This is a genomic window from Amycolatopsis sp. NPDC004378, assembly GCF_053602455.1.
Genome location: NZ_JBSGDR010000040.1, coordinates 1 through 12,317, shown reverse-complemented (window position 1 = coordinate 12,317; position 12,317 = coordinate 1). Strand labels below are relative to the sequence as shown.

General features: G+C 71.4%; 13 protein-coding genes and 1 pseudogene. 8 read left to right on the top strand and 6 right to left on the bottom strand.

Annotation, left to right across the window (positions count from 1 at the left end; genetic code table 11):
• Positions 1-23: 23 nt before the first annotated feature.
• A pseudogene (locus tag ACWEN0_RS47990) lies at positions 24-407 on the bottom strand (aconitate hydratase); the annotation flags it as partial.
• Between the two features lie 177 nt (positions 408-584).
• On the opposite strand from ACWEN0_RS47990, the gene ACWEN0_RS47985 reads away from it, so the two are divergent.
• Together ACWEN0_RS47985 and ctaD are read left to right on the top strand one after the other, a co-directional pair.
• Complete coding sequence (locus ACWEN0_RS47985; RefSeq protein ID WP_451988432.1) at positions 585-1,547, top strand: TIGR03557 family F420-dependent LLM class oxidoreductase; 963 nt, start codon at positions 585-587, stop codon at positions 1,545-1,547.
• Between the two features lie 82 nt (positions 1,548-1,629).
• Positions 1,630-3,342: an aa3-type cytochrome oxidase subunit I gene (gene ctaD, locus ACWEN0_RS47980; protein ID WP_451988431.1), complete on the top strand. Its 1,713-nt coding sequence runs from the start codon at positions 1,630-1,632 to the stop codon at positions 3,340-3,342.
• Here the strand turns inward: ctaD and ACWEN0_RS47975 are convergent.
• Positions 3,334-3,708 (bottom strand): STAS domain-containing protein, encoded by a 375-nt coding sequence (locus ACWEN0_RS47975; RefSeq protein WP_451988430.1) that lies wholly within the window; start codon positions 3,706-3,708, stop codon positions 3,334-3,336. The genes ctaD and ACWEN0_RS47975 overlap by 9 nt on opposite strands.
• Before the next feature lie 298 nt (positions 3,709-4,006).
• Between ACWEN0_RS47975 and ACWEN0_RS47970 the strand changes: the two genes are divergently transcribed.
• On the top strand, positions 4,007-4,738 hold the full coding sequence (locus ACWEN0_RS47970; RefSeq protein ID WP_451988429.1) for an ANTAR domain-containing response regulator: 732 nt from the start codon (positions 4,007-4,009) through the stop codon (positions 4,736-4,738).
• Between the two features lie 6 nt (positions 4,739-4,744).
• On the opposite strand, the gene ACWEN0_RS47965 is transcribed toward ACWEN0_RS47970, so the two are convergent.
• Positions 4,745-4,954, bottom strand: coding sequence for a hypothetical protein (locus ACWEN0_RS47965; RefSeq protein ID WP_451988428.1), 210 nt, complete (start codon positions 4,952-4,954; stop codon positions 4,745-4,747).
• A 190-nt stretch (positions 4,955-5,144) separates the two neighbouring features.
• Between ACWEN0_RS47965 and ACWEN0_RS47960 the strand changes: the two genes are divergently transcribed.
• The 4 genes from ACWEN0_RS47960 (at position 5,145) to ligD (ACWEN0_RS47945) (ending at position 8,176) form a co-directional block, all read left to right on the top strand.
• Entirely contained in the window at positions 5,145-5,342 is a 198-nt protein-coding gene (locus tag ACWEN0_RS47960) for a hypothetical protein (RefSeq protein WP_451988427.1), read from the top strand.
• A gap of 106 nt (positions 5,343-5,448) precedes the next feature.
• Entirely contained in the window at positions 5,449-6,360 is a 912-nt protein-coding gene (gene ku / locus ACWEN0_RS47955; protein WP_451988426.1) for a non-homologous end joining protein Ku, read from the top strand.
• Positions 6,361-6,371: 11 nt separating this feature from the next.
• Positions 6,372-7,316: a non-homologous end-joining DNA ligase gene (gene ligD, locus ACWEN0_RS47950; protein WP_451988425.1), complete on the top strand. Its 945-nt coding sequence runs from the start codon at positions 6,372-6,374 to the stop codon at positions 7,314-7,316.
• Positions 7,313-8,176, top strand: a complete 864-nt coding sequence (gene ligD, locus ACWEN0_RS47945; RefSeq protein WP_451988424.1) for a non-homologous end-joining DNA ligase — start codon at positions 7,313-7,315, stop codon at positions 8,174-8,176. The genes ligD (ACWEN0_RS47950) and ligD (ACWEN0_RS47945) overlap by 4 nt, the downstream gene beginning before the upstream one ends.
• Here the strand turns inward: ligD (ACWEN0_RS47945) and ACWEN0_RS47940 are convergent.
• On the bottom strand, positions 8,169-8,801 hold the full coding sequence (locus tag ACWEN0_RS47940; RefSeq protein ID WP_451988423.1) for a UdgX family uracil-DNA binding protein: 633 nt from the start codon (positions 8,799-8,801) through the stop codon (positions 8,169-8,171). The genes ligD (ACWEN0_RS47945) and ACWEN0_RS47940 overlap by 8 nt on opposite strands.
• A 61-nt stretch (positions 8,802-8,862) precedes the next feature.
• Between ACWEN0_RS47940 and ACWEN0_RS47935 the strand changes: the two genes are divergently transcribed.
• Entirely contained in the window at positions 8,863-9,990 is a 1,128-nt protein-coding gene (locus tag ACWEN0_RS47935; protein ID WP_451988422.1) for an NAD(P)-dependent malic enzyme, read from the top strand.
• Between the two features lie 19 nt (positions 9,991-10,009).
• Here ACWEN0_RS47935 and ACWEN0_RS47930 read toward each other — a convergent pair whose 3' ends face one another.
• Both ACWEN0_RS47930 and ACWEN0_RS47925 read right to left on the bottom strand, forming a co-directional pair.
• Positions 10,010-10,312, bottom strand: coding sequence for a DUF3040 domain-containing protein (locus tag ACWEN0_RS47930; RefSeq protein WP_451988421.1), 303 nt, complete (start codon positions 10,310-10,312; stop codon positions 10,010-10,012).
• A 74-nt stretch (positions 10,313-10,386) separates the two neighbouring features.
• Positions 10,387-12,153 carry an IlvD/Edd family dehydratase gene (locus ACWEN0_RS47925; protein WP_451988420.1) on the bottom strand — a complete coding sequence of 589 codons (1,767 nt, stop codon included), beginning with the start codon at positions 12,151-12,153 and terminating at the stop codon, positions 10,387-10,389.
• Between the last annotated feature and the right edge of the window lie 164 nt (positions 12,154-12,317).

Sequence of the window (12,317 nt, the reverse complement as noted above, 5' to 3'; positions counted from 1 at the left end):
CCCGATCGATCACCCGGTAAACGTCACTTCCGGGCGGCCGGCCACGGGATCCGCCCGCCGGCGAGGACGGCCTCGACCCGGCGTTCGGAGAGCCGGTGCGTCACCCGGTACGCCTCGTCCCGGGTCGTGTTGCGGACGGTGAGCTCCCCGCCGGGGAGGGCGTCGCCCAGGCCGTCGAGGACGAGCATGTCGCCCGCGGAGATCCGGTCCCGGTCGCCCTCGCCGGCGACCTCGAGCGGGAGGACGCCGAAGTTGGCGAGGTTCTGCCCGTGGATCCGGGCGAACGACCGCGCGAGCGCGGCGCGCAGGCCGAGGTGACGCGGTGTGATGGCGGCGTGCTCCCGGGACGAGCCCTGGCCGTAGGTGGAGCCGGCGACGACGAAGTGCGCGTCCGTCTCGGCCGCCCGGTGGCGTCCTGGGTGAGCGTCTGGTCGGCCCGCAGGCCGATCTCCCGACCGGCCACCGGTTCGCCCGCCGCGAGGTGGTCGTCGACCAACTTGCGCGCCAGGGGCCGGGGTTCGCCCATGGCGGTCGGTTACCCACGCCCTGAGCGGGTATGCGGAACGCGACGAGAGGAGGCGCCGATGCGCATCGGCTACACCCTGATGACCGAGCAGGCGGGGCCGAACGACCTGGTCCGGTTCGCCGCCGGGGCGGAGCAGGCCGGGTTCGACTTCGAAGTGATGAGCGACCACTACTCGCCGTGGCTGGCCGAACAGGGGCACGCGCCGTACGCCTGGAGCGTACTGGGCGCGGTCACGCAGGCCACCGAGCGCGCGGAGCTGATGACGTACGTGACCTGCCCGATCATGCGCTACCACCCGGCGGTGGTGGCGCAGAAGGCGGCGACCGTCCAGGCCCTTTCGGGTGGCCGGTTCACCCTCGGCCTCGGCGCGGGCGAGAACCTCAACGAGCACGTCGTCGGCCGCGGGTGGCCGCCGGCGAACGTCCGGCACGACATGCTCGCCGAGGCCCTGCAGATCATCGGCGGCCTGTTCGACGGCGGCTACTTCGACTACGAGGGCAAGCACTTCCGCGTCGACTCGGCGAAGCTGTGGGACCTGCCGGAGAAGCGGACGCCGATCGGGGTCGCGGTGTCCGGTTCGCAGTCGGTCGAGCGGTTCGCGCCGGTGGCCGACGCGATGATCGCCGTCGAGCCGAAGATGGCCCTGTCCCAGGAGTGGGACGCCACCCGGCTCGGGCCGCCGACCCGCAAGATCGCGCAGCTGCCGGTCTCCTGGGGTCACGACCGCGACGCCGCCGTGAAGCGCGCGCACGAGCAGTTCCGCTGGTTCGCCGGCGGCTGGAAGGTCAACGCGGAGCTGCCGGGTCCGTCCGGTTTCGCGGGCGCCACCCAGTTCGTCCGCGAAGACGACGTCGCCGGCTCGATCCCGTGCGGCCCGGACGTCGAGCCGATCGTCGAGGGCGTGCGCGAGTTCGCGAAGGCGGGCTTCACCGACGTCGCCCTGGTCCAGATCGGCGGCGACCAGCAGGACGGTTTCCTCGACTTCGCCGAAAAGGAGCTGCTCCCGGCGTTGCGCGAGTAGGTCCACCCGTTCGGGGGAGCACGGGACGTGGTCGTCAGGAGTAGGACGCGCAGTACGGCAAGTCCGGCGACGGGAGTGGCGGATGACCGACGTGAAGCCGACCCTGCAGGCCGTCCCGCTGGCGGTGGCGCGGCGCGGGCCGAAGGGCGGGACGCTGCTCGCGCTGCTGCGCACCACCGACCCGAAGCAGATCGGGATCCTGTACCTGGTGACGTCGTTCGCCTTCTTCATGGCGGGCGGCGCGATGGCGCTGCTGATGCGCGGCGAGCTGGCCCGGCCGGGGCTGCAGTTCCTGTCGCCGGAGCAGTACAACCAGCTGTTCACCATGCACGGCACGATCATGCTGCTGCTCTACGCGACGCCGAACCTGTTCGCGTTCGCCAACTACATCCTGCCGCTGCAGATCGGCGCGCCGGACGTCGCGTTCCCCCGGCTCAACGCGTTCGCCTACTGGCTCTACCTGTTCGGCGGGCTGGTCGTGATCAGCTCGTTCCTCACCCCGGGCGGCGCCCCGGACTTCGGGTGGACGGCCTACACGCCGCTGTCCAACGCCATCCACTCGCCGGGCGTCGGCGGCGACCTGTGGATCATGGGCCTGATCGTGTCCGGGCTCGGCACGATCCTCGGCGGCGTCAACATGGTGACCACGATCGTGTGCCTGCGCGCGCCCGGGATGACGATGTGGCGGATGCCGATCTTCACCTGGAACATCCTGTTCACCGCCGTCCTGATCCTGCTGGCCTTCCCGATCCTGACGGCCGCCCTGTTCGGGCTGGAGGCCGACCGGCGGCTCGGCGCGCACGTGTTCGACCCCGAAAACGGCGGGGCGATCATGTTCCAGCACCTGTTCTGGTTCTTCGGCCACCCCGAGGTCTACATCGTGGCGCTGCCGTACTTCGGGATCGTCACCGAGATCGTGCCGGTGTTCAGCCGCAAACCCCTCTACGGGTACCGGCTGATGGTGTTCGCCACCGTGGGGATCACCGGGCTGTCGGCGGTCGTCTGGGCGCACCACATGTTCGCCACCGGCGCGGTGCTGCTGCCGTTCTTCTCGATCATGACGTTCCTGATCGCGGTGCCGACCGGGATCAAGTTCTTCAACTGGATCGGCACGATGTGGAAGGGGCAGCTGACCTTCGAGACGCCGATGCTGTGGTCGGTCGGCTTCATGGTGACGTTCCTGTTCGGCGGCCTCACCGGCGTCATCCTGGCGTCGCCGCCGCTGGACTTCCACGTCACCGACTCCTACTTCGTCGTGGCGCACTTCCACTACGTGCTGTTCGGCACGATCGTCTTCGCCACGTTCGCCGGGATCTACTTCTGGTTCCCGAAGATGACCGGCCGGATGCTCGACGAAGGCCTCGGCAAGTGGCACTTCTGGACGACGTTCATCGGCTTCCACACGACCTTCCTCGTCCAGCACTGGCTGGGCGCGGAGGGCATGCCGCGGCGCTACGCGGACTACCTGACCAGCGACGGCTTCACGACGCTGAACACGATCTCGACGATCGGCGCGTTCCTCTTGGGCGCCTCGACGCTGCCGTTCGTCTGGAACGTGGTGAAGAGCTACCGCTACGGGGAGCAGGTGCTGGTCGACGATCCGTGGGGCTACGGCAACTCCCTCGAATGGGCGACGACGTGCCCGCCGCCGCGCCACAACTTCCTGGACCTGCCCCGGATCCGCTCCGAACGGCCGGCGTTCGAGCTGCACCACCCGGAGATGGTGGCGCGGCTCGCGCAAGAGCGGCACATCCGGTCGAAGCGGGCCGCCGCCCGGCACGCGGCGTCACACTGACGGCACCGCGGTGGCCGGTTCCGCGCTCGTGGCGGCGATCGTGAGCCGCCGATCGGCCCCGGTCACGCGCAGGGCCCGCTGGACGAACGGGTTCGGCCCGGCCACCACCAGCAGTTCCGTGTGCCGCTGCTCGGCTTCCAGCGCCACGTGCAGCAGGGTCCGCACCCCCGCCACGCCGAGGAAGTCCACTTCGGACAGATCGAGGACCAGCCGCGCCGGCGCCGCCCACAGGCGGTCCGAGACCAGGGCGGCGAGGTCGCCCGCCGTCGCCGTGTCGAGGTCGCCGCGGGCCGTGACGAGCACCGCGTGCGAGGGCCACGTCGTGCGCAGCCGCAGAGCGGGATTTCGTGGTCGGGGGACCTTCATGCCGGTTCGCCGCCGTCCTTCGCCGCGCGGGCCCGGTGGCACCGCGCTCGGGGTGTTCGAGGCCGGCTGCTGGGCTGAACCGTCACTCGAGCCTAACCACCTCCGCACCGCCCGCAACCGACGTTGCTCCGAACGGGCGCAGGGGCGCGCCGGGGCGGTGACCGCTTGTGCCCGCGCCCACCGGGATGCAGTAATCTCGCGCCGGACCCGTTAAAGCGCTAGCGGCCCACTAGTGGCGCGCGCCCGGGTCCTCCCTGGTCTAGAGCGCCCTGACCGAAAGATGAGGGGCGTCACCAGGATGACGGGCGGCCATGAGCAGCTCACCGCGCGGCTGGACGAAGTGACGGTCGCGATGGAGTCGCTGACCGCGATGCTGGACACCGAGCTCGACCTCGGCCAGATGCTGCAGGCGGTGTGCGATCACGTGGTACAGGTGGTGCCGGGCGCCGACATGGCGAGCATCACGCTGGTGCGCGACGGCGAGCCGGAGACGGTGGCCAGCACCGACCAGCGGGCGGTGAACTTCGACCGCGAGCAGTACCGGATCGGCGACGGCCCGTGCCTGCGCGCCGCGGAAACCGGGCAGCCGGTCCGCGTCGGCGTCGGCGCGGTGGGGGACGTGTGGCCGCAGTTCGTGTCCTCGGCGGAGCAACTGGGCGTGGCCAGTTTCCTGGCCGCGCCGCTGACCGTGGACGGCGACATGTCCGGCGCCGTCAACCTGTTCGGCTTCGGCGAGCACGGCTTCAGCGAACTGGGCACGAAGATCCTCGAGCTGTACACGGCGACGGTCGTGTTCGGGCTCCGCAGCGCGCGCCGGTACTTCGCCGCCCGCGAGCTGATCGACCAGCTGAACCGGGCGCTCGAGACGCGGGCCGTGATCGACCAGGCCAAGGGCATCCTGATGGCCGCCCACCGCATCACGGCCGAGGAGGCGTTCCAGCGCCTGGTGAAGCGTTCCCAGGACGGCAACCGGAAGCTCCACGAGGTGGCGGCGGAGTTCGTGGCCGCGGTCGCGACGACCACGGCCTGAACGGGGTCAGCTGGTCGGCACCTCGTCGGGCGGGGCGTCGGCCTCGGGCAGCGGGTCGGGCCGGTGCCGGCTGCGCTGGCACGTCGTGCAGACCAGCGTCCGGCCGAGCACGGTCCCGTCGTCGGCGACGACCTGGGCCACGTGCATGGTCGGGAAGCCGCAGACTTCGCAGGGCAGCGATCCGTCGTCGCGGCTGATGCGGATCTGGGTGCCCATCCGACCTCCTGGTGTGACGTGGGTCTCACCTACCTTGCCGGTTCCGGCGCTGGAACCGGCCGAATTCACTCGTTCGGCCTAGCGTCGGGTGTCTCCGGGAACCTGATCGGTGCCTCTTGTGTTTCGAGGGGTGAGAAGGGGTAATCCGACGGCGAAGGGATCACCGGGGGATTGCCGGAGGGGAGCGAACATGCGAGACAAGCGGAACGACCTGCGGCCGGTGGCGGACCTCCTCCTCGAGGGCGGGGACACCGCCGAGCAGGAGACGACCCGGCACAAGGCGGCGCTCGCCGTCGCGTCGCGGGCGAAGGACCCGGAGGACTGCGCGCAGCTGCTCGAGATGCTGGGCCTGCACCGGCCCGGCGGCCGCAGCAGCGAAGTCGCCTGACCCGCACACGAAGCCCGTCGAGACCGCGGTCCCGGCGGGCTTCACCCTTGCCCGCGGCGTTTCGCCGGATCTTCGGCCGGGTATCGCTGGCGGTGAGGAGGTCGACATGGCCAGACCGGTGTGGAGCGGGGCGCTGAGCCTGGGGCTGGTCACCGTGCCGGTGGAGCTGTACCCGGCGGTGGCGGACCACACGATCCACTTCCACCAGTTCGAGCGCGGGACGTCGGACCGGATCCGCAACCGCCGCGTCAACGAGCGGACCGGCGACGAGGTGGGCCAGGACGAGATCGTCAAGGGCTACGACGTCGGCGGCGGCGACCACGTGCTCGTCGAACCCGACGAGCTGGACGAGATCGCGCCCGAGCGGTCGCGGCGGATCGACATCGAGCAGTTCGTCGAACTGGACGAGATCGACCCGTGGTTCTTCGACCGCACGTACTGGCTCAAACCCGCGAAGGAGGACTTCGCCAAGGCGTACGGCCTGCTGCTGCGGGCGATGGACCGCAGCGAGAAGGCCGGCATCGCGAAGTTCGTGCTCCGTGGCAAGGAATACCTCTCGGCGATCCGCGCCGGCGAAGACGTCATGGTGCTCAACACCCTGCACTTCGTCGCGGACCTGCGGAAGCCGGCGGACGTCATGGGCGGCCTGCCGAGCTTGCCCAAGCCGCGGCCGAAGGAGCTCGACATGGCCCTTTCCCTCGTCGAGGAGATGACCGCGCCGTGGAAGCCCGAGGACTACCGCGACGAGTACTCCGAGCGCGTCGAGGAGCTGATCAAGGCCAAGGAGCAGGGCAAGGAGATCGCCCACGAGGAGCAGCCCGAACCCGAGGCGGACGTCGTCGACCTGTTCGAGGCATTGTCCCGCAGCGTGAAGAAGCACAAGGGCGGCCGGAAGAAGCAGCCCGACCTCTCGGAACTGACCAAGTCCGATCTGGACAAGCTCGCCCGCGAGCAGGGCGTGAAGGGCCGGTCGAAGATGACGCGCGCCGAGCTGGAGAAGGCGCTCAAGGCGTCCTGAAGGGAGCTCGAGTGACCGGTCCCGGCTGGCGCGAACCGACGTTGGCCACGCTCACCGATCGCCGGTTCTCCGACGAGGACTGGATCTACGAGCGCAAGCTGGACGGCGTCCGCGCGATCTGCGTGCGCGACGGCGGTACGCCGACGCTGTATTCGCGCACCCACAAGGTGATGGACAACGCCTACCCGGAGCTCGTCGAAGCCCTCGCCCGCCAGGGCGGCCCGCGGTTCGTGGCGGACGGCGAGATCGTGGCGTTCGACGGCGGCACCACCAGCTTCGCCGCGCTGCAGCCGCGGATCCACGTGAGCGACCCGGACCGCGCGCGGGCGACCGGCGTGCGCGTCCACTACTACCTGTTCGACCTGTTGTACTACGACGACCGGGACACGACAGCGTTGCCGCTGCGGCAGCGGAAAGCGTTGCTGCGCGACGCGTTCGAGTTCGCCGACCCGCTCCGGCTGTCGGCGCACCGGAACGAAGAGGGTGAGAGGTTCTACGCCGAGGCCTGCCGGCGCGGCTGGGAAGGCGTCATCGCGAAGCGGGCGGACGCGCCATACCACCACGGACGGTCACCCGACTGGCTGAAGTTCAAGTGCGCGCAGGGACAGGAGTTCGTCATCGGCGGGTTCACCGACCCGCAGGGCTCGCGGCACGGCTTCGGCGCGCTGCTCCTGGGTTACCACGAGGACGGCGGGCTGAAGTACGCCGGCAAGGTCGGGACCGGGTTCGACGAACGGCTGCTGGCCTCCCTGCACGCCCGGCTGACCGAACTCGAGACCGCGCGCTCGCCGTTCGCCGGCGCGGTCCGGGAACCGGGGGCGCACTGGGTCCGGCCGGAGCTGGTCGCGCAGGTCGGCTTTTCGGAATGGACGCGCGACGGGCGGCTGCGGCACCCGCGGTTCGCCGGGGTGCGCGAGGACAAGAAGGCGGCGGACGTCGTGCGGGAGCGAACGTGAAGGTTTCCCATGCGGACAAGGTGTTCTACCCCGGCGAAGGGATCACGAAAGGGGACGTCGCCGAGTACTACCGGGCGGTCGCCGACGTCATGCTGCCGCACCTGCGCGACCGACCGCTGACGATGCGCCGGTTCCCCGACGGCATCGAGGGGCCGGGCTGGTTCCAGAAGCACCCGGGGGAGTACTTCCCGGACTCGATCCGCGTCGAACGCGTCCCGGTGCGCGGGGGCGGCACGGACGACTACGTGGTCTGCGACGACGCCGAGACGCTCGAATACCTGGTCGGCCAGGGAACGCTGGAGTTCCACGTCTGGCTGTCCACCGTGGACGCGCCCGAGCGGCCGGACCGGCTGGTGCTGGACCTCGACCCGCCGGACGGCACGCCGGTCGCCGACCTGCGGTCGGTCGCGCGGAAGATCCGCGACTGGTACGAGGAGGCCGGGCTGACGCCGTACGTCCAGGCGACCGGCGGCCGCGGCTTCCACGTGGTGGCCCCCCTGGACGCGAAGTCGGACACCGAGGTGGTGCTGGAGCTGTCCCGCGCGCTGGCGGACGCGGTCGCGGCCGGCGACCCGGACCGCCTGACGACGGCCCAGCGCAAGGACAAGCGCGGGGACCGGATCTTCCTGGACGCCAACCGCAACGGCTACGCGCAGACGTTCGTCGCGCCGTACTCGCTGCGCGCCCGCCCCGGCGCGGCGGCCGCGACCCCGCTGGACTGGCGCGAGCTGGGCAAGGCCGACCCGGCCGGGTGGAACCTGGCCAAGGAGAAGCAGCGCCTGGCCCGCAAGGTGGACCCGTGGCGGGACATGGCCGCGCACGCGGCCTCGGCGGAGGCGGCGCTGAAGCAGCTCACCTGAGCAGGCTGCGCGCGGCCTCGAGGTCGTCGACGAACGCCGCGTAGGCCTCGTCGCGGTCCGGCGAGCGCAGGATCGAAGCCGGGTGCACCGTCGCGATCGCCGACGGAACCAGCTCGGCCACGTCGTCCGGCACGGCGACCGGCTCGCCGCGATGGGCCGTCAGCTTGAACTTCGTGCCCAGCACCGACTGGGCGGCCGTCGCGCCCAGCAGCACCACCAGGCCGGGCCGCACCGCGCGCAGCTCCGCCAGCAGCCACGGCCGGCAGGCGACGACCTCGGTACGGCCCGGCTTCTGGTGGATGCGCCGCTTCCCGCGTTCGTCGCGCTTGAACTTGAAGTGCTTGACCGCGTTGGTGACGTACAGCGTCTCGCGGTCGAAACCGGCTTCCCCGAAGGCGCGGTCCAGGAGCTTCCCGGCGGGCCCGACGAACGGCTCGCCCGCGAGGTCCTCCTTGTCGCCGGGCTGCTCACCCACGACCAGGACCTTCGCCCGGCCCGGACCCGAGCCGAACACGGTCTGCGTGGCGTCGCGGTGGAGGGGGCACGCGCGGCAGCCGGACGCCGCCGACCGCAGCCGGTCGAGGTCGGTGGTGTCCGGTGGCTCGGCTTCGCGGGAATCCGGCATGAGCCGGGAGATTCCCCTCCCGTGCGCCGGGTAAACGCGGCGTGCCGGGTACCCCTCGACCATGACACGCAGCCAAGGGAAGATCGAGGTCGCGACCCGCGTCGCGCTGGACAACGCCGATGACCTGGCCGAGCACTACACGCCGGGGGTCGCCGAGCAAGCCAAGCGGGTCGCCGGTGACCCGGCGGTGCTCGCGCGGGAGACCGTCAAGGGCAACTCCGTCGCCATCGTGTCCGACGGGTCCGCCCTGCTCGGGCTCGGCGACCAGGGGCCGGCCGCGGCGCTGCCCGTGATGGAAGGCAAAGCCGCGCTGCTGAAGCGGTTCGCGGACGTCGACGCGTGGCCGGTCTGCCCGGTCAGCCGCGAGCCCGACGACCTGGTCCGGACCGTGAAGGACCTGGCGACGTCGTTCGGCGCGATCAACCTCGAGGACATCGCCGCGCCGCGCTGCTTCACCGTCGAACGGCGGCTGCACGACGAGCTCGACATCCCGGTGTTCCACGACGACCAGCACGGCACGGCGGTCGTCGTGCTCGGTGCGCTGCACAACGCCCTGAAGCTGACCGGCCGCGAGCCGGACCGGACGTCGGTCGTCATCGCCGGGGCCGGTGCGGCGGGCAGCGCGATCGCGCGGCTGCTGGTGCGGGCCGGCTACCAGGCCGGCGGGATCGTCGTCTGCGACAGCGAAGGGGTGTTGCACCAGAACCGGGACCTCATGGGGGAGAAGCGCTGGCTGGCCGAGAACACGAACGCCGGCGGGGTCACCGGCAGCGTTCAGGACGCGGTGCGCGACGCGGACGTGTTCGTCGGCGTCAGCACCGGTGGGCTGCTCAAGGCGGACGACATCGCCGCGATGGCCGGGCGCGCGATCGTGTTCGCGCTGGCCAACCCGGCTCCGGAGGTCGGCCCGGACGCGGCGCGCGAGCACGCGGAGGTCGTCGCCACCGGCCGCAGCGACTTCCCCAACCAGATCAACAACGTGCTGGCGTTCCCCGGCATGTTCCGGGGCCTGCTCGACTCGGGGGCGCCGCGGGTCACGGGCGAAATGCTGCTGGCGGCGGCGCGTGCCCTGGCGGACGTGGTGGGCGACGACCTGGACGCGGGCCACATCGTGCCGAGCGTGTTCGACGAGGCGCTGGTGCCGGCGATGGCGGACGCGGTCGCCGGCGCGGCGAAGGCCGCGGGCTAGTCCACAGTGGACCGCCTGGTCAGCGCGAGCCGGCGGTCGTCCCGTCCTGGGCGGACTTCCGGACCGATTCGGCCCGGGCGATGTGCCACGCCACCAGCGCGCCCGCCGCGACCGTGCCCCACAGCACGAGCCCGGCTTCGCGGGCGAAGAGGCCGACGACGAGCATCACGCCCGCGGTGATGTCGCACAGCACCAGCAGAAACTGCCATCGCCGGGCTTCGCTCAGGCTGCGGCCGCTGAGGGCGGCGGCGAACGCGGGGTCGCTGGCCTCCAGCTCCGCTTCGATTTCGCGCAGCGCGTGGCGTTCTCGCTCGGGCAGCATGACGGCCTCCTCGCCTCGGCTACCGGCTGGGTACCCCCTCCACGCCCGTTCGAAGCAGCACTTTCGACGGAAAATCAGTGGTTGTCGCGGGGGATGCCCTTGGACTTCGCGATCCGCTGGTACGCCACGGCCGGGCGCAGCACCATGCCGTCGCAGAGCTGGTCGACCATCGACCGCTGGATCTCCTGCCACGGCGTCTGGGACTCCGGCACCGGGTACCCACCCGACTCTGCCAGCTCCTTGTGCCGCAGCGCGAGCTCTTCGCCGGGGATGAGCACGTTCGCGGTGCCGGCGGCCAGGTCGATGCGCACGCGGTCGCCGGTCCGCAGCACCGCGAGCCCGCCGCCGGCCGCGGCTTCGGGGGAGGCGTTGAGGATCGACGGCGAACCGGACGTACCGGACTGACGGCCGTCGCCGAGGCACGGCAGCTCGTGGATGCCGCGCTTGATCAGCTCCGCCGGTGGCCGCATGTTGACGACCTCCGCCGAGCCCGGGTAGCCGAGCGGGCCGGTGCCGCGCATGACGAGCAGCGAATGTTCGTCGACGCCGAGGTCCGGGTCGTCGATGCGGGCGTGGTAGTCCTCCGGCCCGTCGAACACGACGGCGGTGCCTTCGAAGACCCCGCCGGCCAGGTAGCGCCGCCGGAACTCCGGCGAGATCACGCTGGACTTCATGATGGCCGCGTCGAAGAGGTTGCCCTTGAGCACGAGGAACCCGGCGTCTTCGGTGAGCGCGGTGCCGAAGGTGCGGATGACGTCCCGGTCGCCGGCCTCGGCGTCGCGGCAGTTCTCGCCGATCGTCCGGCCGTTGACCGTCCGGGCGTCCTCGTGGACCAGGTCGTGGCGCATCAGCTCGTGCACGACGGCCGGGACGCCGCCCGCGCGGTGGAACTCCTCACCGAGGTACTTGCCCGCCGGCTGCAGGTCGACCAGCAGCGGGACGGCGTACCCGAGCCGCTGCCAGTCTTCGAGGGGCAGGTCGACGCCGACGTGCCGGGCGATCGCGCCGATGTGGATGGGCGCGTTGGTCGAGCCGCCGATCGCCGAGCTCACCACGATGGCGTTCTCGAACGCCGCCCGCGTCAGGATGTCCGACGGCTTCAGGTCTTCGCGCACCATTTCGACGATCCGCAGCCCGGTGCGGTAGGCCATCCGCGCCCGGTCGCGGTGCGGCGCCGGGATGGCCGCGCAGCCGGGCAGGCTCATGCCGAGCGCTTCGGCGAGCGCGTTCATGGTCGAGGCGGTGCCCATGGTGTTGCAGTGCCCGGGCGACGGCGCGGACGACGCGACGAGCTCCATGAACCCGGCGTCGTCGATCTCCCCGGCGGCGAGCAGCTCCCGTGCCTTCCAGACGATGGTGCCGGACCCGGTGCGCTCGCCGTTGTGCCAGCCGTTGAGCATCGGCCCGCCCGACAGCACGATCGCCGGGAGGTCCACGGTCGCGGCGGCCATCAGGCACGCCGGGGTGGTCTTGTCGCAGCCGGTGGTCAGGACGACGCCGTCGATCGGGTAGCCGTAGAGCGTCTCGACCAGGCCGAGGTAGGCGAGGTTCCGGTCGAGGGCCGCGGTCGGGCGCTTGCCGGTCTCCTGGATGGGGTGCACCGGGAACTCGATGGCGATCCCGCCGGCCTCGCGGATGCCCTCCCGCGTGCGGTCGGCGAGCCGCAGGTGGTGCCGGTTGCAGGGGGAGAGGTCCGAGCCGGTCTGCGCGATGCCGATGACCGGCTTGCCGGACTGCAGCTCTTCCCTGGTCAGACCCCAGTTCATGTACCGCTCGAGGTAGAGCGCGGTCATCCCGGGGTCGGCGGGGTTGTTGAACCAAGCTTCGCTGCGCAGTCCCATACCGGCCAGTCTGTCAACGCGGCCGGACGAATGCACGCCCTGGCCGGTCGTGGGGGGTTGGGGGGGGGGGCGGCGTTACTGGTGGGGGGTGTGGGGGGGGGGGTTTTGTCGGGGGGGGGGGCGCCGGCGGGGCCCGCGCGGGGGCCCCGGGGCAGCCGCCGCGC